This is a genomic window from Hyalangium ruber, assembly GCF_034259325.1.
Lineage (GTDB): Bacteria > Myxococcota > Myxococcia > Myxococcales > Myxococcaceae > Hyalangium_A > Hyalangium_A rubrum.
Window position 1 is genome coordinate 16,160 of record NZ_JAXIVS010000018.1, and the last position, 17,770, is coordinate 33,929.

General features: G+C 66.9%; 16 protein-coding genes. 12 read left to right on the forward strand and 4 right to left on the reverse strand.

Going from position 1 to position 17,770, the window contains the following annotated elements:
- Positions 1 to 269 precede the first annotated feature (269 nt).
- Together SYV04_RS37405 and SYV04_RS37410 are read left to right on the forward strand one after the other, a co-directional pair.
- Positions 270 to 734, forward strand: coding sequence for an acetyltransferase (locus SYV04_RS37405; protein WP_321550839.1), 465 nt, complete (start codon positions 270 to 272; stop codon positions 732 to 734).
- A complete protein-coding gene (locus SYV04_RS37410; protein ID WP_321550840.1) occupies positions 727 to 1,683 on the forward strand; it encodes an alpha/beta fold hydrolase in 957 nt (318 codons plus the stop codon). The genes SYV04_RS37405 and SYV04_RS37410 overlap by 8 nt, the downstream gene beginning before the upstream one ends.
- Before the next feature lie 23 nt (positions 1,684 to 1,706).
- Here SYV04_RS37410 and SYV04_RS37415 read toward each other — a convergent pair whose 3' ends face one another.
- Positions 1,707 to 3,104, reverse strand: a complete 1,398-nt coding sequence (locus SYV04_RS37415; protein WP_321550841.1) for a pyridoxal phosphate-dependent decarboxylase family protein — start codon at positions 3,102 to 3,104, stop codon at positions 1,707 to 1,709.
- 70 nt (positions 3,105 to 3,174) lie between these two features.
- On the opposite strand from SYV04_RS37415, the gene SYV04_RS37420 reads away from it, so the two are divergent.
- Both SYV04_RS37420 and SYV04_RS37425 read left to right on the forward strand, forming a co-directional pair.
- Positions 3,175 to 5,784 carry a carboxypeptidase-like regulatory domain-containing protein gene (locus SYV04_RS37420; protein WP_321550842.1) on the forward strand — a complete coding sequence of 870 codons (2,610 nt, stop codon included), beginning with the start codon at positions 3,175 to 3,177 and terminating at the stop codon, positions 5,782 to 5,784.
- 61 nt (positions 5,785 to 5,845) lie between these two features.
- The gene (locus SYV04_RS37425; protein ID WP_321550843.1) at positions 5,846 to 7,399 is read left to right on the forward strand and encodes a tannase/feruloyl esterase family alpha/beta hydrolase; all 1,554 of its coding nucleotides are present in this window, start codon (positions 5,846 to 5,848) and stop codon (positions 7,397 to 7,399) included.
- An 84-nt stretch (positions 7,400 to 7,483) separates the two neighbouring features.
- Here the strand turns inward: SYV04_RS37425 and SYV04_RS37430 are convergent, their stop codons facing one another.
- Positions 7,484 to 8,098 carry a glutathione S-transferase family protein gene (locus SYV04_RS37430; RefSeq protein WP_321550844.1) on the reverse strand — a complete coding sequence of 205 codons (615 nt, stop codon included), beginning with the start codon at positions 8,096 to 8,098 and terminating at the stop codon, positions 7,484 to 7,486.
- A gap of 150 nt (positions 8,099 to 8,248) precedes the next feature.
- Between SYV04_RS37430 and SYV04_RS37435 the strand changes: the two genes are divergently transcribed.
- The 6 genes from SYV04_RS37435 to SYV04_RS37460 all read left to right on the forward strand — a co-directional run bounded on the left by SYV04_RS37435 (position 8,249) and on the right by SYV04_RS37460 (position 13,815).
- A complete protein-coding gene (locus SYV04_RS37435) occupies positions 8,249 to 8,947 on the forward strand; it encodes a Type 1 glutamine amidotransferase-like domain-containing protein (RefSeq protein WP_321550845.1) in 699 nt (232 codons plus the stop codon).
- 38 nt (positions 8,948 to 8,985) lie between these two features.
- The gene (locus SYV04_RS37440; RefSeq protein ID WP_321550846.1) at positions 8,986 to 10,242 is read left to right on the forward strand and encodes an LLM class flavin-dependent oxidoreductase; all 1,257 of its coding nucleotides are present in this window, start codon (positions 8,986 to 8,988) and stop codon (positions 10,240 to 10,242) included.
- 4 nt (positions 10,243 to 10,246) lie between these two features.
- A complete protein-coding gene (locus SYV04_RS37445; protein WP_321550847.1) occupies positions 10,247 to 10,915 on the forward strand; it encodes a type 1 glutamine amidotransferase in 669 nt (222 codons plus the stop codon).
- A 323-nt stretch (positions 10,916 to 11,238) separates the two neighbouring features.
- Positions 11,239 to 11,943 carry a DUF6875 domain-containing protein gene (locus tag SYV04_RS37450; RefSeq protein WP_321550848.1) on the forward strand — a complete coding sequence of 235 codons (705 nt, stop codon included), beginning with the start codon at positions 11,239 to 11,241 and terminating at the stop codon, positions 11,941 to 11,943.
- Between the two features lie 18 nt (positions 11,944 to 11,961).
- A complete protein-coding gene (locus tag SYV04_RS37455; RefSeq protein WP_321550849.1) occupies positions 11,962 to 13,125 on the forward strand; it encodes a PrnB family protein in 1,164 nt (387 codons plus the stop codon).
- 24 nt (positions 13,126 to 13,149) lie between these two features.
- Positions 13,150 to 13,815 carry a class I SAM-dependent methyltransferase gene (locus SYV04_RS37460; protein WP_321550850.1) on the forward strand — a complete coding sequence of 222 codons (666 nt, stop codon included), beginning with the start codon at positions 13,150 to 13,152 and terminating at the stop codon, positions 13,813 to 13,815.
- Positions 13,816 to 13,824: 9 nt separating this feature from the next.
- On the opposite strand, the gene SYV04_RS37465 is transcribed toward SYV04_RS37460, so the two are convergent.
- A complete protein-coding gene (locus SYV04_RS37465) occupies positions 13,825 to 14,985 on the reverse strand; it encodes a MalY/PatB family protein (protein ID WP_321550851.1) in 1,161 nt (386 codons plus the stop codon).
- Between the two features lie 321 nt (positions 14,986 to 15,306).
- Between SYV04_RS37465 and SYV04_RS37470 the strand changes: the two genes are divergently transcribed.
- On the forward strand, positions 15,307 to 16,023 hold the full coding sequence (locus SYV04_RS37470) for a hypothetical protein (protein ID WP_321550852.1): 717 nt from the start codon (positions 15,307 to 15,309) through the stop codon (positions 16,021 to 16,023).
- 270 nt (positions 16,024 to 16,293) lie between these two features.
- Positions 16,294 to 16,713, forward strand: a complete 420-nt coding sequence (locus SYV04_RS37475) for a DUF1801 domain-containing protein (protein WP_321550853.1) — start codon at positions 16,294 to 16,296, stop codon at positions 16,711 to 16,713.
- Positions 16,714 to 16,725: 12 nt separating this feature from the next.
- Here SYV04_RS37475 and SYV04_RS37480 read toward each other — a convergent pair whose 3' ends face one another.
- Positions 16,726 to 17,622 (reverse strand): hypothetical protein, encoded by an 897-nt coding sequence (locus SYV04_RS37480; RefSeq protein ID WP_321550854.1) that lies wholly within the window; start codon positions 17,620 to 17,622, stop codon positions 16,726 to 16,728.
- Positions 17,623 to 17,770 lie beyond the last annotated feature (148 nt).

Consider the following 17,770-nt stretch of genomic DNA (forward strand, 5'->3'; position numbering starts at 1 on the left):
CGACACACCCAAGGCGACCATGCCCAGCCCCAGTGCCCACGAGCGAACTCTCCAGGACACGCCCCTTCCCTGCCCCGCCATTCCCACCCCTCCCCGCGTGTGAGCGCAAGCTATGGCTTGCCCCCTGGCCCCGCAATCCCCGCGCTTCCATCGCGCCAGGCCGCGGTTGCCTGGGAATTGGGAGACACGGCTGGAGTTCAAGCTGGCCTGGACACTGCCCACGGGAACGGGGCGGCGGTGGAAGCGCTCAGCGGAGTAGAGTCGCGTGGATGGCGATCATCCTCCGCTCCTCCACCCTCGCCGATGTCGATGCGATGTTCCGCGTCTGGCATGACGCCGTGCGGGCGACACATCATTTTCTGACCGAGGAGGACATCGCGTTCTACGCGACGATTGTCCGCGAGCAGTACTTACCCGCAGCGGCCTTCACCGTCGCGGTGGACGACGCGGATGGCGGCGAGCAGATTGTGGGGTTTCTGGGCGTCACCGGGCCGAAGCTCGACTCACTGTTCATCGACCCGGCCGTCCACGGCCGCCGAATCGGTCGGCGGCTGGTGGAGTTCGCCCGCGCGGGACACGACTTCATGGACGTGGACGTCAACGAGGCCAATCAGGCAGCCCACGCGTTCTACGAGCACATGGGGTTCGTGCGGATCGGCCGCACACCCATCGACGAGCAGGGCCGGCCGCTGCCGCTGCTGCACCTGCGGTGGACACGCGGGGAGAATGGATGACTTTGTGCATCTGCACACGAATGGAGGAAGTGCCATGTGTCTGAAATCATTCGCCTTGCTACTGATGCTGACGGGAGTCGCCGCGACGCCCGAAACCCAGAGCGCCGCTGGCCCTCGCCCAACCCAGAGCGGGCACCTTCCCATCCATGGCCTCCAGGTCTACTACGAGGTCTATGGCGAGCTCGGGAAAGGGAAGACGCCTCCCCTCCTGCTGATCCCCGGCGCCTTCGGCTCGACCGAGTCCATGAAACCCATGGTCTTGGAGTTCATGAAGAAGCGAGCGGTCATCGTGTTCGACCAGCAGGGTCACGGCCGCACGGCGGACACCTCTCGAAAGATGTCCTACGAACAATTCGGAGACGACGCAGCGGCGCTCTTGCGCGCGCTCAAGGTCGAACGCGCGGACGTGCTCGGCTACTCCCAGGGCGGCGGCGCCGCGCTCCAGCTCGCCATTCGCCACCCGAAGCTCGTCAACAAGCTCGTCTCGCTCGCCGCGACGTACCGCAAAGACGGTTGGTACCCCTCGGTGTTCAAGGCCATCGAGGGCCTGGACGCGAAAATGTTCGCCGGTTCTCCCATCGAGGCGGCGTTCAAGAAGATGACGCCCGACCCGAAGGCTTTCGCGGCGTACATCGAGAAGATGAAAGTCTTGAACATCAATGACCAGAACATCAGCGATGCCCAGATGCGGGCGATTCCCGCCATGACGATGGTCATCATCGGCGACGCCGACGGAGTGAAGCCCGAGCACGCGGTGGCGATGTTCAAACTGCGCGGCGGAGGCAGTGAAGAGGCTGCCGCCTCGGGTCAGCTGACGACGCTTCCCAAAGCTCGCCTCGCCATCCTTCCCGCGACGTCTCACCTCGCGGTGGGTTCGGACCCCGCGATCCTGTCCGCGCTCGTCACACCGTTCCTCGACGACGTGCCGCCCGTCCAGGTGGCCTGGTAGCGAGGCCCCGTCTCCAGAACTGCTCAAAGGTCCTTCGCGGCCGCCAGGACTTCCTCCACCACCTGCCGGACATCCTCCGGGGTGGTGCGGTGGTTCACGAAGCAGGCCCGTAGGGCGAAGCGCCCGGAGATCGTCGCATTGGAGAGGTAGACCCGGCCCCGCGCGTTGAGCCGGGTCAGGAGCCCGGCGTTGAAGGCATCCCGCTCGGCCTCTGGTACGGCGCCCGCGTACCGGAAGCAGACAGCGCTCAGGGAGACAGGGGCCAGCAACTCCAGGGAGGCCTCCGCCTCCACGGCCTCGGCCAATCGCCGGGCATTCTGGAGATCCCGGTGGATCGCCTCCCGAAACGCGGCCAGGCCATGGTAGCGCATCGACAGCCACAGCTTGAGCGCGCGGAAACGGCGGGAGAGCTCGATCGACTCATCGAAGAAGGCGAAGCCCTCCACCGAGTCGCTGCTCATCACCCGCACATAGTCGCCCGAGAAGGAGAAGGCGCGGCGGGCGGCGATGGCATCCCGGAAGAGGAGCACCCCGCAGTCCACGGGCTGGTAGAGCCACTTGTGCGCATCCATCGAGAGCGAGTCGGCGCGCTCGAGCCCCGTGAAGAGCTCGGGGAGCGCCATGGCGGCGGGCACTCCGAAGGCGCCATCCACATGGAGCCAGAGGCCGTGCCGTGTAGCGAGCTCGGCGAGAGCGGGCAGCGGATCCACGGCGCCGGTATTGACCGTGCCGGCGGTGGCGACCACCGCCAGCGGCCGCCTGCCAGCCGCGACGTCCTTCGCGATGGCCTGCTCGAGCGCGTCGGGCCGCATCCGCCACTGCGAGTCGGTGGGAATGAGCCGCAGGTTTCGCCGCCCCAGGCCGAGCAGCGCCACGGCCTTGGCGATGGACATGTGCGCTTCGGTGGAGGCGTACACCACGCCCGAGGGAGAGCCGTTCTCGTTGGCGGGGGCGTGCGCTTCTCGCGCCATGGCGAGCCCCATCAGGTTGGCCGCCGAGCCGCCCCCCGTGAGACTGCCGGAGAAGCCCGGACAGCCCACGGCGGTGGCCAGCCCTCGCACCACGGCGCGCTCGAGGCTCACCGCCGCGGGAGAGGAGCGCCAGGCCGTGATGTTCTGGTTGAGCACGCTCGCCAGAAAGTCTCCCAGCGCTCCCACGGGCTCACCCGAGCCGAGCACGTAGCCGAGAAAGCGCGCATTGCCCGCGCGCGCTCCTTCCAGCAGCAGCGGCAGCGAGTCGAGCGCGGCTTCCTTCAAGCCCACCTCGGGGAGCCCCTCGGCGAAGGAGGCTTCGGTGTCCGCGCCCGTGAGCGCCGGGGCGATCCGGCGAGAATCCAGGGTGACGAGCCACTGCTCGGCAAGAGCGGTGATGCGGTCTGCCAGACGCCTGAACTCCTCGGGCGATAATTCAAGTGCGTTCATGGGGTTGGGTGCGGCTCTGTATCAGGAATGTCCAAGCTGGGTAGAGTTCGCACATGAGCAGGAGGGCGTGATGAACCGGAAGGCAGCCGTCATCGGGGCCGTGCTGGTGCCCCTGGGGGTGGTGGGGCTCTGGGCGCTCCTCGACACCCGCCCCACCCCTGGCGCTTCGGACAGCGTGGCCTCCGCCGCACCTGCGTCCCCCTCCCCCTCCCCGCCCAAGCGACGCTCCCCGGAGAGGCGCGCACCGCTCCCTCCGCTCAGCGAGGCGGAGCCCGGACAGGTGGTGGATGTCGAGGTCATCGCGGGGAGCACGCCCGTGGAAGGAGCCCAGGTCCAGCTCTACTGGAGCGAGCCTGGAGCTTCCCCCGCTTCACCGTCTCGCTGGCGGGGCGTGAGCGGAGGCGAGACAGGAGCGGACGGGCGCTGGCAAGGCCCGGCACGAGCCGGGAGCTACTTCGTGACGGCTCGCGCCGAGGGCTTTGCCCCTACCTCCCTCGGAGGGACGCATCCCCCGGGACAGGAGCGGACCTCGGTGCGCCTCTACCTGGAGACGGAGGCAGAGCTGGTGGGCTCCATCCTGTCGAAGGCCACGGGCGAGCCCGTGGCCCTGGCGGAGGTCCTCCTCACGCCGCAGGTCTTCCCGCCGGAGCTTCCAGAGCCCTTGGAAGGCCCCGAGGAAGAGCAGCGCTTCGCCATGAGCAGTCCGAGCGGCGAGTTCTTCTTCACGGGGCTGGCGCCGGGCCGCTACCGCGCCGAGGTGCGCGCCTCGGGCTACCTCCCCCAGGTGCTCCCCTCCCTCCCGGTCCCCTTCGGAGGACGCGTTACCCTCGAGCTCGCGTCGGGGAGCCACCTCGAGGGCATCGTGCTCAGCGCGGACGGACAGCCCCAGGCCGAAGCGGAGGTCGTCGCCTTCGGCCGGACCCCGCAGGCGCAGGCCACCACCGACGCCGAGGGGCGCTTCTCCCTCGATGTGCCCGCCGGCACCTACTCCCTCTCCGCCCAGCATGGAACGCAGTTCGGCGAGCTGGGCCAGCCGGTGACGGTCTCCGCGGGCCAGCAGCTCCGAGACCTGCGCATCACCCTGAGCGCGGGCGCCAGCATCTCCGGGTGGCTGCGACAGGAGGACGGCACGCCGATCCTCGGAGGACGGGTGGAGGCCTCCCCCCACAAGACCTACAAATCCGTGGGACGCTCGGTGACCGATGCGAGCGGCGCCTTCTCCCTCTCGCCTCTGGTTGCTGGGACCTATGACCTCCGAGCCGTGCTCCCCTCGGGAAAGAGGCTCCTCCACGAAGCGCTCACCGTGGCTCCCGGCGAGCACGCCACCGTGACGCTGACCGCCAACCAATCCCAAACCAGCCTCGAGCTGCAGGTGACGTCGCTCACGACACCTGAACACCCTCTGGAAGGTTGCCAGGTGAAAATGAGCGCCTTGCAGTCCCAAGCCCAGAGCGACAGTCAGGCCCTGGAGGGCAGAACAGATGCCCAAGGCCTCTTCTCCCGCACGGGACTGGAGGCGGGACTGTACCGACTGGAGGTCCAGTGTGCGCCAGGCGCTCCTGGCTCCGTGCTGATGGCAGCCGTCCGGCAGAACCAGACGAGACGCCTCACCGTCAAACTGCCTGGCGCGGCAGAGACTGAAGGTGGGATGGCGACGATCGAGGGTCGGGTCCTCCAGCGCTCGGGAACTCCTGTCCACGGCCCCGTCACCGTGCAGGTACAGCGGAAGTCCCCTGAGCGTCCGCAGACGCTCGAGTCCTACCTCTCTGGAGTCCTCACGGATGAGCAAGGGCGTTTTCGCCTCGTGCTGCCTCCCGGGCCGTATCTCCTGAGCACGTGGACGGCGGGGTCGGACCACTGCTCTGACGAGGCCAGCACTCCAATCCAGGTCGAAGCGGATCAGCGCATGGAGGTCACCCTCCACGTGGAGCAGCAACGCGAGCCCGTGGTCGTGCTCCATGTTCAGCAGGAGGATGGAACAGCCTTGAGCTTGAGACCGCTGCAGGTGCGCGCCACTTCTTTTTTCAGATCGGGGTACACGGATGCGCTGGGACAGTTCGCGCTGTGTGCCTACCGTTCAGAGAGCTTCCCGAGCGGTCCCTGGGTGGTCGAGTCCCTCACCACTCGGCAGATAGCGCTCCCGGAGTGGTCGCGCGACAGAGACCTCCCGGTCCGCCTGCGCTCCGTGGCTTCCGTTCGGGGGCGCCTGATCTCTGTGAGCGGCGCTCCGGTGAGGCGCTTTCACGCGACGCTGTGGAGCCAGGCCATGTCCCTCAGCCTCCAAAAACACGAATTCGTGGGAGACCAGTTCGAGTTTCAGGGGGTGCCGGCTGGCCAGCGTCTGCTCTCCATCCAGGTGGAGGATGGACGCAGGGCCGTGGTCTCGATCGACCTGCAGCCCGGGCGAGTGCTGAGCGTGGAGGTTCCCGTGGATTTCGATGTGCCGCTGACAGGCCGGCTCGTGGATGCCACCACGCGAGCCCCGCTGTCCGGCGTGCATGTCTCCATCTCCATGTATGACCAGGTCATTACTTCCCCGAGCGGGCGCTTCTCCTTTCGGCTTCCCCCCGGCGAGCACCTGATCCACACAGGCCGCGGATCCTCATGGGCGAAACACTCCGTGAAGCTCACGTCGGGCCGGCCGCACGACATGGGGGACATCCCGCTCGCCGCACCGTGAAGCATTCTGCGCTACTGTCCTGCGCCTCGACAGGGGTTGCTGTGGACATCCGGAGGAAAAAGTGAAAGCGATTGTACGTTCGGCACGCGCTGGCTGGGCCATCGGGCTTGCGTGCCTGTTGGCGGCATGCAGTGGAGATGACGACAACGTTCCCCCCGCCCCCACGCCAACGCCACCCGCCGCGCAGCTATGCGCCGACCTGGCTGGCAAGACGATCGGCGGCGCGACGATCAGCGCCACGAACATCGTCGCCGCAGCGGGCACCGTGCCCGAGTACTGCAATGTGATCGCGAAGATCCCTCCGAAGCTCAACTTCGAGGCGCGCCTGCCGTCCCAGTGGAATGGCAAGTTGCACTACAACGGGGGTGGCGGCTTCAACGGCATGATGACCCCTCCCAGTGCGGACGCGCTCTCCAAGGGCTTCGCGGACGTGGGGAGTGACTCCGGGCATAGCGCAGACCCCTTCACCGCCAACTGGGCGCTTGATGACCAGACCGCATTGGTGAACTTCGCGTTCGCCTCGGTCCCCACCGTCACGAATGCAACGCGCGAGATTCTGAAGGTGCGCTACGGAAAGGACGCCGACCGGTCGTACTTCGAGGGATGCTCGAACGGTGGCAGGGAAGCGCTGATGATGGCGCAGCGATACCCTGCTCAGTTCGACGGCATCATCTCGCGCGCGCCCGCCTACAACTTCACCGGCTTGCTGATGGCCTTCAACCGCACCGCCAAGGCCCTTGCGGCACCCGGCGGGGCGTTTACCTCCGGCAAGGTCGCCACGCTGGCCGGCGCCGTGCGTACCGCCTGTGACGCGCAGGACGGCGTCGCGGACGGCGTGGTCTCGAATCCACAAGCCTGCACCTTCAATCCCGCGACACTGCGGTGCGCGGGCGGCACGGATACCGGTGATTCATGCCTGTCTGACGCACAGCTCGCGGTCGTCCAGTCCTGGACCACCGACTTCTCGCTCTCGAGCGGCAATTTCTTCCTCAATACGGGATGGGCCCTGAGCGGCAACGAGGACGGTCTGTTTGCCTGGCCCGCCTGGGTGACTGGCGCCAACGGCGATCCCAGCACCTCGGTGCAGTTCGGCTTCCAGCTGGGCATGGTTCGATTCATGCTCAACAAGGACCCGGCGCTGAACACGCTGACCTACGACCCGAACGCCAACCCCGGTGCCGTGATGAGCTTGTCGGCGCTGCTGGATGCGACCGACCCGGAGCTCACCTCGTTCCGCGCGCGCTCCGGCAAGCTGATTCTCTGGCATGGAGAGAACGACTCCGCGATCAGCTATCGCGGCACGGTCCGGTACTACACGCAGGCAGTGAATGCCGCGGGCGGCCAGGCGAACGCCGACCCGTTCCTGAAGCTGTACCTCGCACCGGGCGTGGACCATTGCGCAGGAGGCCCTGGCGCGGACACCGTCGACCTGTTGGCCGCACTGGATGCATGGGTGACGACCGGCACGGCGCCGGGAGACCTCACGGCGACCAAGGCGGATGAAAATGGAAACCCGGTCCTGAGCCGTCCGCTGTGCCGCTACCCGAACTACCCTCGATACAACGGCAGCGGCGATGTGAACGCGGCTTCGAACTTCACGTGTACCGCTCCCTAACACCGCGGCTCGGGCATCGCGCTGTGGAGGCGGCGGGAGTCGAACCCCCAAGGGGACTTCGCTCCCGCCAGCGCTCCGAGGGCGCTACACCGGCGGCCGAGCCTTCTGCATGCTCGGGCGCGCATCCATGCGCTCGGCCCAGGCCTTCACGTTGGGGAAGGGCCTGAGGTCAATGCCCGCCATGTCCCGCATCAGCAGCGTCGTGGCGAGCGCGAAGTCCGCGACGGAGAGCTTCCCCGTCAGGTACTCGCGGCCCGTCAGCGCGGCCTCCAGCACCTTCAGGTCGCGCTTCACCGCCTCCATGCCTTCGGCCAGCACCTTCTCGTCCTTCGGGTGGCCAAAGAGCTTCTGGTAGTACGTGTTCCAGTTCACCTTGAACGCGTTGCCATAGAAGGCGGCCGAGTGCCAATGCAGCCACTTCTGCACCTCCGCCAGCCCGCGCGGATCCGTGGGCATCAGCCCACGCTCGGGCACCTTCGCGCCCAGGTACGTGACGATCGCGTTGGACTCCCAGACGATCAGGTCCCCATCCACGAGCACGGGCACCTTGGCATGCGGGTTGATGGCCAGGAACGCCGGCTGCAACTGCTGGCCCTTGGCGAGATCGACGGTGATGAACTCCACGTCGAGCCCCAGCTCATGAACGACGGCGGTGACCTTGAATCCAGAACCCGAAAAGGGATTGTTGTAGACCTTCATGCTTGATGTTCTCCGTGCGGGCGAGGCGCGCGAGGTTGCCTTCCCCGCCCCCTGCCTGTCCAGGACTCACGAGCCCGCCGCCGCCGGTTCTCTCGTGGTACATGGAGTGGGTAGTGGTCCGGCACACGCCGCGACGGGAACGGAGCCTCGATGGCGACACGACAGATCGTGGCCCTGAGCGGGGGCGGCTTCCTGATGGAGCCGGGCAACCCCCGCCTGGACAACCACCTCCTGGAGCTCCTCGGCTCCACCCGGCGGCGCGTGTGCTTCATCCCCACCGCCAGTGGGGACTCGGCCGACTTCATCGTCCGCTTCTACCAGGCCTATCCCGCCAGCCGCTGCCAGCCCTCGCACCTGCCGCTCTTCGTTCGTGGCAAGGAGGAGCTCCGCGCGCGCCTGCTCGAGCAGGACGCCGTCTTCGTCGGTCCGGGAAATACGCTCAACATGCTCGCCCTCTGGCGGCTGCATGGGCTGGATGCGGTGCTCCGGGAGGCTTGGGAGCAAGGCGTGATGCTGTGCGGCATGAGCGCCGGCGCCATGTGCTGGTTCGAAGGAGGCCTCACGGACTCGCTCGGGTCGCTCGCGCCCTTTCGCAACGGGCTGGGGCTGCTGCCGGGCACCCTCTGCCCCCACTATGACTCCGAGCCGGAGCGTCGGCCCGCCTACCAGCGCTTCATCTCCGAAGGCCTCTCGGGAGGCCTCGCCGCCGATGATGGCGTGGGGTTCCACTTCATCGGTACCCAGCTCACCCACACCTTCTCCTCCCGAGAGAAGGCCCAGGCCTGGCGCGTGGAGCGAACCGAGGCGGGCGTCCGGGAGCAGTCTTTGCCCGTCACCCTCCTTCAGTGAACATCCGGCAAGGTAGCTCGCGCAGGTAGGAGGTCCGCATGCTCTTCGACGTCTTCCACTCCCTGGGAACCTTCTCCTTCGAGCAGTCCGAGCGACAGACCTTCCAGGACTTCTTCGCGCAAGTCCGCCTGGCCGATGCGCTGGGGTTCGGCACCTGGTGGACCGCCGAGTCCCACTTCTCCAGTGAGGTCCAGAAGCGCCACAAGGAACCGGTCGTCCCCCACTACGTCGGAGAGGTGGGGCTGAACAACGACAGTCCCCAACTCGCCCACGGGGTGTTCGAATGCACCCGGCGCATCGGCTTCGGGACCGCCATCTACAACATCGTCGGTGGCAACGGCGGGCCCATCGCCGCCGCCGACCGCATCCGCTCCCTCGTCTTCCTCAACAGCCTTCGGGAGACGCCGCGCCAGCTGCACATCGGCGTGGCCAGCGGGCGCTTCCCGTACATCAACAAGCCCTTTGGCATCGTCCCCCGCGACCGCGAGGAGGAGGTGCTCTGGGAGCACTACAAGCGCTTCATCTTCCTCGAGGCCCTGGAGATCTTCCTGCGGTTGAGCAAGGGGGAGACGCTCAGCTCGGAAGACGTGACGCAGCGTGCCTTCACCCGCGAGTGCTTCCCCTCCGAGGCCGCCTGGGCCCGTTTCCTGGCCGAGGTGAAACAACTGCCGCCGCGCGCCGGCGCCTCCCCGGAGCGCCTCCCCTACCAGCCGCGATGGGTGTTCGAGCCACTCCGGCTCGTCCCCTCCCTGCCCGACAACGCCTCCGCGTTCTGCCGCTTCGTGCTGGGCTCCACGGATCCCCTGGCCCGGGAGCTTGGCCTGCGCCACGTGGATCTGGACCTCTTCAGCCTCTCCGTCACGCCCCCGCCCGCCCTGGAGGCGCTCCATGCCGAGATGTACGAGCGCAGCCTCGCCAGTGGCCGCCTGTGGCACCGCGGCCGGATGCCCCGCACCTCGCTCATCTTCATCGACAAGGACCGCAAGCGGGCCGAGGACATGGCGTCTCGCGGACTGGACGTCTACCTCGAGGGCATGCGCGGCACGGTGAATGTGCCCCGCAAGGAGGAGCTGCTCTCACGCGTGCTCGTGGGGGATGCGGCGATGGTGCGCGAGCAGCTCTCCCCAGGCAATCCGCGCGGGTTCCACCCGGAGGATTGCCTGATGCTCTGGTTCGAGTTCGCCAGGGACCACGCGGACGTCGTCTCGCAGATGCGCTACTTCGCCGAGGCGGTGATGCCCCACCTGGCCTCGCCCCTTGCGGCGCCTGGAGCTGGGGTAGACTCGCCCTCCTAGGAGGTTGAAAGCCACGCCGGTGCGGATCCTCTACCTGTCGCAGATCCTCTCCCATGACCACCCGCGCCGGGCCGCGTTCCCGGACGAGCGGCTGACGGTGGCGGAGCTGTTCAAGGAGCTGAACGCCGAGGCACACGTGGTGGATGCCACCTGCGAGGCGCTGCCGGACCCGCGCGGCTATGCGGGCGTGATGGTTGGCGGCAGCGCGGGCTCGGCCAACGACACGGAGCCGTGGCGGCTGCGGCTGGGTGAGTGGATGGGCACCTGGCAGGACGTGCCGCTGATGGGCATTTGCGGCGGCCACCAGCTCCTGGCCCGGGTGCTAGGAGCACGTGTGGCGAAGATGTCCCGCCCCCAGGTGGGCGTCCATCCGCTTCAGCTGCCCGGAATCCCCGACTTCACGGGCTGGGTCATGCACATGCATAGCGAGCGCGTGGAGGACGTTCCCCCGGGCGCCACCCTCTGGGCCGAGGACGTGGCGGGAATCCAGGCGCTCCGCTACCCCGGGCACCGCTGGACGGTGCAGTTCCACGCGGAGATGCCCGAGTCACTCGCCTACGGCGCGGGCCGCGGGCTGGGCGCCACCGCCGAGAGCTGGCCACAGCGCGAGGTGCGGGCCGCTGTCTCCGGGGGCCTGGCGCTCTTCCGCGCCTGGCTCAAGGACCTGCGCTAGGCGCGCGAACGCCGCGTCGGACTCACAGGGAATCTCGCGAGAGTGAAATCCCCGTTACGGATTCACTCCAGGTAGTTCTTTTGTTGCGAGTTGTCTGATTCTAATTATCATTTGCGTTCACTCCCGTGTTTCAAAAAGTCAGCTCAGCTCACCCTTGGTGACACACCGCGTAGGAGCTGCCCTCGATGCTGTCCCTCCCCCCGCCCTGTCCCAGCGGCATCGATTCTTCATTCCAGCACTCCGGCTCCGTCAGAAACGGAGTGGACCTTTCCAGGCTCGCGTTGGAGCCTCCCGAAGCGCTTTCCGCTCCAGCGCTCCCGAGAATGCACCATGCGCTGGACGTCCTGGCGCTAGAGGAAGGTGCGCTGCTCGAGGGACAGGACGCTCAAGAGACGGCGGTCCTGCGGGCCGTGGCGCAGTGGTCTCGAGACTACCTGACCCGACCGCATCCGGCGGTGGGACGCACGGGCGCGGTGTGCCCCTGGGTCGAGAAATCCATCCAGCAACGCTTGTATCACCTCACGTTGCTACCCGAGGCCCACCTGCGCATGGAAGAGGCGGAGCGGACGTTGCTCCTGCTCCTGAATCACTTCCTCGAGATGCCCCCCACGGTGTTCCGTCAAGGGCAGTTCAAAGCCATCGTGACGATCTTCAACGGGCTGCCGGGGGAGCTGGAGGCGGAGTTCATCAGCGGCCTCCACGATCGTCTCAGGCCTGCCTTCGTGAAGCAGGGGCTCATGCTGGGCGAGTTCTACCCGAGCTGCGTCAAAACGGGGTTGCACAACCGAGACTGGTATCCGCTGCGCTCGTCCCCACCGCTGCTGGTCATCCGCTCCATGGTGCGGCCGGACATCGCCTTCCTCCACACCCACGAAGAGTTCGTCCAGGCCTACCTGGGCAAGCACCAGCAGGAAGGCTGCACGGAGCTGCGCAACTACATCGCGCGCAACCGGGAGCACCTGGCGCCGGGCAACGTGAGCATGCTCGAGGAGACGCTGCTCAAGTTCCAGCAAGCCAAGGGCGGCTAGATGGAGTACTCCACGAACATGGCGCATGCACGAGGGGACGAGCCCCTTCCCGTCCAATCCGCGTGTCCAGGGCGCGGCTTCCTCCCCGAGCAGGACCCCTGCTCCCGGCTGCCTCCGGCCTTCGCCCCCTGGGATGAGCTGGGCAGCGAGCTGCCGCACCTGCTGGCCGCGGGCAGGGCGCGCGAGAAAATCGAACAGCTCCCGCTCCTGGACCCCCAGCACCTGGAGGACCCGCGGCACCTGGAGCGGGCAATGATGCTGCTGTCCTTCTTCGGGAACTCGGCGGTCTGGGAGAAGGGGCGGCAGCACCCGCAGCTGAGCTTCCCTCGCAGCGTGGCGGTCCCGTGGGTGAAGGTAGCCCGGCAGTTGGGGCGACCGCCGGTGCTCGCGTACACCTCGCACGCGCTGAACAACTGGCAGCGCATCGACCCCGAGGGCCCCATCGCCCTGGGCAACCTGAGGGTGCTCCAGACGTTCCTGGGGGGATTGGACGAGTCCTGGTTCATCCTCGTCCACGTGGAGCTCGAGGCCCGGGCCGTACCCATCTCGCGGGCCGCGGTGGCCGTCCAGGAGGCGGTGGTCTCGGACAAGCCCGCGCTGCTCCTCCAGCAGCTGCGGCTCATCGCCGAGGCGCAACAGGAGATGGAGCGGACGCTGCTGCGCATGACGGAGCGCTGCGAGCCCTCCATCTTCTTCAGCCGGATCCAACCCTTCCTCCATGGCTTCCTCGAGATGCCGGTGCTGTACGAGGGGGTCGAGGAGTTCACGGGCCAGCGGCAGCCGTTCGCGGGGGCCAGCGCGGCGCAGAGCGTGCTGGTGCCGCTGCTCGACGCGGTGCTGGGTGTGCGGCACGTGCAGGACACGCTGCACCAGTACCTGCTGGAGCTGCGCCGCTACGTGCCTCCCGCGCACCGGGCCTTCCTCGAGTCCGTGGAGCGGGGGCCCTCGGTTCGCGACTACATCCTCTCCCGCCAGACGCCGGAGCTCGCGGAGGCCTACAACGGCTGCCTGGAGGGGCTGGGCCGGTTCCGCCAGAAGCACATGGAGCTGACGGCCCGCTACATCGTCCAGCAAGCCCGCGAGCAGGCGCCCTCGCAGGGTGATAAGGGCACGGGCGGCACGCCCTTCATGCATTACCTCAAGAAGCACCGGGATGAGACGCACCGCTACCTCATCCGCTGAGAGCGCTCCGGAGAGAACACCGCAATGGACAATGAGTACTGGCTCAACCGCTGGCAGGTGGGACAGACCAGCTTCCACCAGGCCGACGTCGAGAAATACCTCCGGGCGAACCTCGGGCGGCTGGGACTTGCCCCGGGAGCGACGGTCTTCGTGCCCCTGTGCGGCAAGTCCATCGACATGCTGTGGCTGGCGACCCAGGGCTACCGGGTGGTCGGCGTCGAGCTGAGCGCCATCGCCTGTGAGGCCTTCTTCTCCGAGAACCGCCTGGAGGCCGCCACGCCGGTGACCGAGGGCCGCTTCCGCGTCCACCGCGCCAAGGACCAGCCCATCACCCTCTATGAAGGCGACTTCTTCGACCTGCGCGCCGCCCACACCGGGCCCGTGGCGGCCTTCTATGACATGTCCTCCTTGATCGCGCTGCCCGTCGAGCTGCGCAAGCGCTACGCCCAGCACATGAAGGACGAGCTGCTTCCCCCCACCGCCACGGGGCTGCTGATCAGCGTGGCCTACGATGCCCCGCACTACCCGGGCCCGCCCTTCTCCATCTCACCCGAGGAGCTCCCGCGGCTGTGGGGAGACCGGTTCCACCTCGAGCCGCTCGGGAGCGGCGAGAAGCTGGTGGGTCCCCCGACTGGGCGCATCTCGACGACCGAGAGCGCCTGGCTGCTCACGCCCCGCGCCCAGCGCTGAGCTACGCGCTCAGCGTCTGCGCTCCAGGGCCTGGCGCATCCGCTCCAGCCCCTCGCTCAGCAGCGCCCGGGGGCAGCCGAAGTTGAGCCGGACGAAGCCCTCTCCTCCCCGGCCAAAGCTCTCCCCAGGGCTGAGCGCCACCCGCGCGTGCTCCAGGAAGAAGGCCGTGGGGTTTCCCGGAATCCCCGCCCCACGGCAATCCATCCAGGCCAGGTAGGTCCCTTCCGGCGCCGTCATCTGGACACCGGGCAGGGAGCGCCGCACGAAGTCCACCAGGAAGTCGCGGTTCGCCTCCAGATACTCCACCAGCGCGCGAAGCCACGGCTCCCCCTCGTTGTAGGCGGCCTGCATCGCCACACAGCCAAAGAGGTTGGGCGAGGGGAGCATGTCCGCGCGCGCCGCGAGGAACTTCTGCCGAAGCGCGGCGTTCGGAATGACCGCGAACGCCATCTTGAGCCCGGCCAGGTTGAAGGCCTTGCTCGGAGACATGAGGGTGATGGTGCGCGCCTCGACCTCCGGGCTGAGCATGGCGATGCAGGTGTGCCGGTGGCCCCGGAAGACGAGATCGCAATGGATCTCGTCCGAGACGATGGTCAGCTCGTTGCGCAGGCAGTGCTCGGCTATGCGGGTGAGTTCCTCCCGCCGGAAGACGCGCCCCAGGGGGTTGTGGGGATTGGAGAGGAGCAGCACGCGCGAGCGCGGGTGGATCGCCTTCTCGAAGGAGTCCCAGTCGATCTCGTAGGCGCCGCTCGCGTCCCGGGTCAGGAACGCCTCGTCCCGACTGAGCCCGGCGTTCTTCGAGCACTGGAGCAGCGGGGGATAGGTGGGGACCTGCAGCAGCACGCCATCGCCAGGCTGAGCGAAGGCCCGGCACGCGACGTTGAAGGCGGGGATCAACCCAGGCAGGAGCACGATGGCCTCGGGCGCCACCTGCCAGCCATGGTGCTTGAGGAGGTAGCGGGTGACACTCTCGATGAGTTCGGGCAGCGGCTCGAAGGGATAGCCCAGGACACCCTGCTCGACGCGCGCGCGCAGGGCCTGGATGACGGGCTCCGGGGAGCGGAAGTCCATGTCCGCCACCCACATGGGCAGGACATCCCTCCCGTACTTTCGCCACTTGAGGCTGTCACTGCGCTCGCGCTCGAGGAGCTGGTCGAAGCCGTAGTCCATGTCTCCGTCCTGTACCGATGAAGTGCCCCATCCTACCAGTTAGAAATCGAGCCCAGTCCTAACCGGTTAGGAGTCGAGCCCAGTCCTAACCGGTTAGGAGTCATGCGATGTGCCTCCACCGAGTTGGCATCGGCGCACCGTCTCGCTGCGTGGACGGGTGTCCACGTTCTCGGACTGGGCCTCGTACACTTCACGCCCAAGTACCTGTTTTCAGGTCCGCTCAGAGGTTGGCGCGTCTCCTGCTTTACACCCTCGCAACCAATGCAGCCAGGTTGGCCGGGCTCACAATGACGTGCAGCCCTTCAAAAGGGGGAACCCCTCATGCTGAACCTGTGGAAGCCAAAGGAAGAGAAGAACACCCTTCAGAAGGACATGACACTCGAGGAAGTGCGAGTCGCCATGCGCCAGCTGCTGGGCGAGGAGAACACCAACCATTACCGCATGGGCGAGCTCTACAACTATGTGGTGAATCAGCGGCTGGCCGAGGCGGCGCACTACAAGAACGCGCAGGAGTACTTCAGCCAGCACCTGCGCGAGGTGTCGCAAGCGGCCCTGACCATGTACGGGGCGGTGGCGGAGTCCTTCAGCGTGCAGGTCTGCGGGCAGTTCGGCGTCACCCGCCTCTCGCTGCTGCTGACGTACGAGGAGTTCGTTGTGGGAGGGCTGAACCACGAAGAGCCGGGCGGCACGCTCATCCATGTACCGGGAGCGAAGGGCGAAGTGACGCCCAAGCGCTTCTCGGAGTGCAGCGTGGATGAGATGCGCAAGGCACTCCAGATCAAGCGCAAGCCCTCCTCTAGCCAGCCCTTGCCGCAGGAGGATATGTCCATCGCGGACCAGTACATGAAGGCGGTGGCGGGCCACTTCACCAAGGGAGATCGCGTCCAGGTACAGCTGCGCAACACCAAGGGCAAGCCGGTGCTCGACTTCAAGGGCATTCCGCTGGCGAAGGTGAGCAAGCTGGCCGAGGCGCTGCTGGCTCAGCCTCCCGCTCCGCGCGAGGAGAAGGAGGCAGCGCAGGCGCCGCTCGAGGTGTAAGCCCTGGCATCTGAAGGGTGGCACCGCGCTCCCGAGACAACCGGGGGCGCGGTGCCGTTTTCGTCCCCGTCTCCTACTTCCTCATGGGTCGCTCAGCCCATACGGAGCCTTCTGCTTCTGCCCCGAAGTAGCCGGACGGGGCGCCCCAAGGGCGGGCCAGTAACACTGCTTCTTCCATCCACCGATTGGAGCACCTCCACCGTCGAGACTTTCCGCTATTTTGCGCAGGAGCCCCCGAGCCTGCGTGGGGCTGCATTGGAGATTCCAGCCATGGCCGAACTCAAGACGAAGAAGACCGTTGCCAGCGTCGAGGATTTCCTCGCCAGCGTCAGCCCGGAGAAGAAGCGCCAGGATGCGATCGCCCTCTGCGAGCTCATGCGGAAGGTGACGAAGCTCGAGCCGAAGATGTGGGGTCCCAGCATGGTGGGCTTCGGCGATTACCACTACCAATACGAGAGCGGCCACGAAGGAGACACGTTCCTCGTCGGGTTCTCGCCACGAAAGGCGAACCTCACCCTCTACATCATGCCGGGCTTCGAGCCGTACACCGACCTGCTCTCCCAGCTCGGCAAGTACAAGACCGGCAAGTCGTGTCTCTACATCAACACGCTCGATGACGTAGACGCCCCCACCCTGCGGAAGATCATCCAGAGCGCGTTCGCGGACATGAAGAAGCGGAAGAAGGACTGACTCCCTCTGCGTTTACCGGGCCGTGCCGAGCACCAAGGTGGAGACGCCCGCGATGAGGGGAGCCAGCAGGGTGACGCCTTGCTGAATCTCCTGGAGCGCGGAGCCTTGCAAGCCCAGGTAGCTGCGAACGGCCTGCTGCTCATCGGTCCACTCCTTCCAGGTAGCCCGTGGACCGAGGGATTGCAGGACAAGTCGATCCGCGAGCGCCAGACCCACGTCCGACAGCGTCTTGGCGGCAGGCAGGTAGAGACTGGCGAGCATTCCCGTGAAGTAGATGCCGAAGCTCATGCCCACCGCGGTCGACATCAACTCGGGCTGCGCGGGGGCGGAGGCGTTGATCAGGTTCCGGAAAATGCCGATGCTCAAGAGCGAAGAGGAGATGCTCGCGGCCGCGAAGCCCAGAAACCGCTTCAACTGAGCGCGCAGGCGCAGAAAGCGTTGTACCTCCGCTTGGACGTCTGGCTCTGCCACCTCTGCAGGGGGCTTGTTCGGAGGCATGCACCCAATGAGTTGCACGTGGACCCCCACCATGCCGCCGGCGAGCATCACGCCGACCAACGAGCCGACGAGGTTGAGCAGATGCAGCTTGATGTACACATAGGGTACCTCGACCAACTCCTCCGCGTTGCTAGGGATGAAGGGTTGGCCGGCGATGACCTGGCCCCACACGGGTAGGGCGGCCATGGCAAAGAGGAAGCCGGCATAGAACACGACCGCCATCCGCTCCTTCCGCGTGGAGGGCCAGACCGAGGGGTTGCCCCGGAAGTCGCCCATCAGCCCCAGGAGGGCAGCCATCCAGAGCGTGGGCTGAAAGGCCACGAACACGTGCCAGAGCCGCGCGTGGCGTGAGTTCAGGAACGCCAGGCTCTCGAGGCTTTTCTCTCCCCGGAAGAGGAGCAGCGAAGCCATGAACGTCAGCGCCAAAAGGATGAAGAAGGCCAGGGGCGATCGGAAGATGAGCGCGAGGGCCGCGCCTGCATCCCGCCAGAACGAAAGAGGGTTTGCTTGCCGCGAGGCCCCAGGCATGAACGGCGCCCTGTCGTGCGATTCCCTCATG

Bases quoted from the DNA above. Each gene is read 5' to 3' on its own strand.
- SYV04_RS37405 (WP_321550839.1), top strand. From the start codon at position 270: ATGGCGATCATCCTCCGCTCCTCCACCCTCGCCGATGTCGATGCGATG.
- SYV04_RS37410 (WP_321550840.1), top strand. From the start codon at position 727: ATGGATGACTTTGTGCATCTGCACACGAATGGAGGAAGTGCCATGTGT.
- SYV04_RS37415 (WP_321550841.1), bottom strand. From the start codon at position 3,104: ATGAACGCACTTGAATTATCGCCCGAGGAGTTCAGGCGTCTGGCAGAC.
- SYV04_RS37420 (WP_321550842.1), top strand. From the start codon at position 3,175: ATGAACCGGAAGGCAGCCGTCATCGGGGCCGTGCTGGTGCCCCTGGGG.
- SYV04_RS37430 (WP_321550844.1), bottom strand. From the start codon at position 8,098: ATGAAGGTCTACAACAATCCCTTTTCGGGTTCTGGATTCAAGGTCACC.
- SYV04_RS37435 (WP_321550845.1), top strand. From the start codon at position 8,249: ATGGCGACACGACAGATCGTGGCCCTGAGCGGGGGCGGCTTCCTGATG.
- SYV04_RS37440 (WP_321550846.1), top strand. From the start codon at position 8,986: ATGCTCTTCGACGTCTTCCACTCCCTGGGAACCTTCTCCTTCGAGCAG.
- SYV04_RS37450 (WP_321550848.1), top strand. From the start codon at position 11,239: ATGCACCATGCGCTGGACGTCCTGGCGCTAGAGGAAGGTGCGCTGCTC.
- SYV04_RS37455 (WP_321550849.1), top strand. From the start codon at position 11,962: ATGGCGCATGCACGAGGGGACGAGCCCCTTCCCGTCCAATCCGCGTGT.
- SYV04_RS37460 (WP_321550850.1), top strand. From the start codon at position 13,150: ATGGACAATGAGTACTGGCTCAACCGCTGGCAGGTGGGACAGACCAGC.
- SYV04_RS37465 (WP_321550851.1), bottom strand. From the start codon at position 14,985: ATGGACTACGGCTTCGACCAGCTCCTCGAGCGCGAGCGCAGTGACAGC.
- SYV04_RS37470 (WP_321550852.1), top strand. From the start codon at position 15,307: ATGCTGAACCTGTGGAAGCCAAAGGAAGAGAAGAACACCCTTCAGAAG.
- SYV04_RS37475 (WP_321550853.1), top strand. From the start codon at position 16,294: ATGGCCGAACTCAAGACGAAGAAGACCGTTGCCAGCGTCGAGGATTTC.
- SYV04_RS37480 (WP_321550854.1), bottom strand. From the start codon at position 17,622: ATGGCTTCGCTGCTCCTCTTCCGGGGAGAGAAAAGCCTCGAGAGCCTG.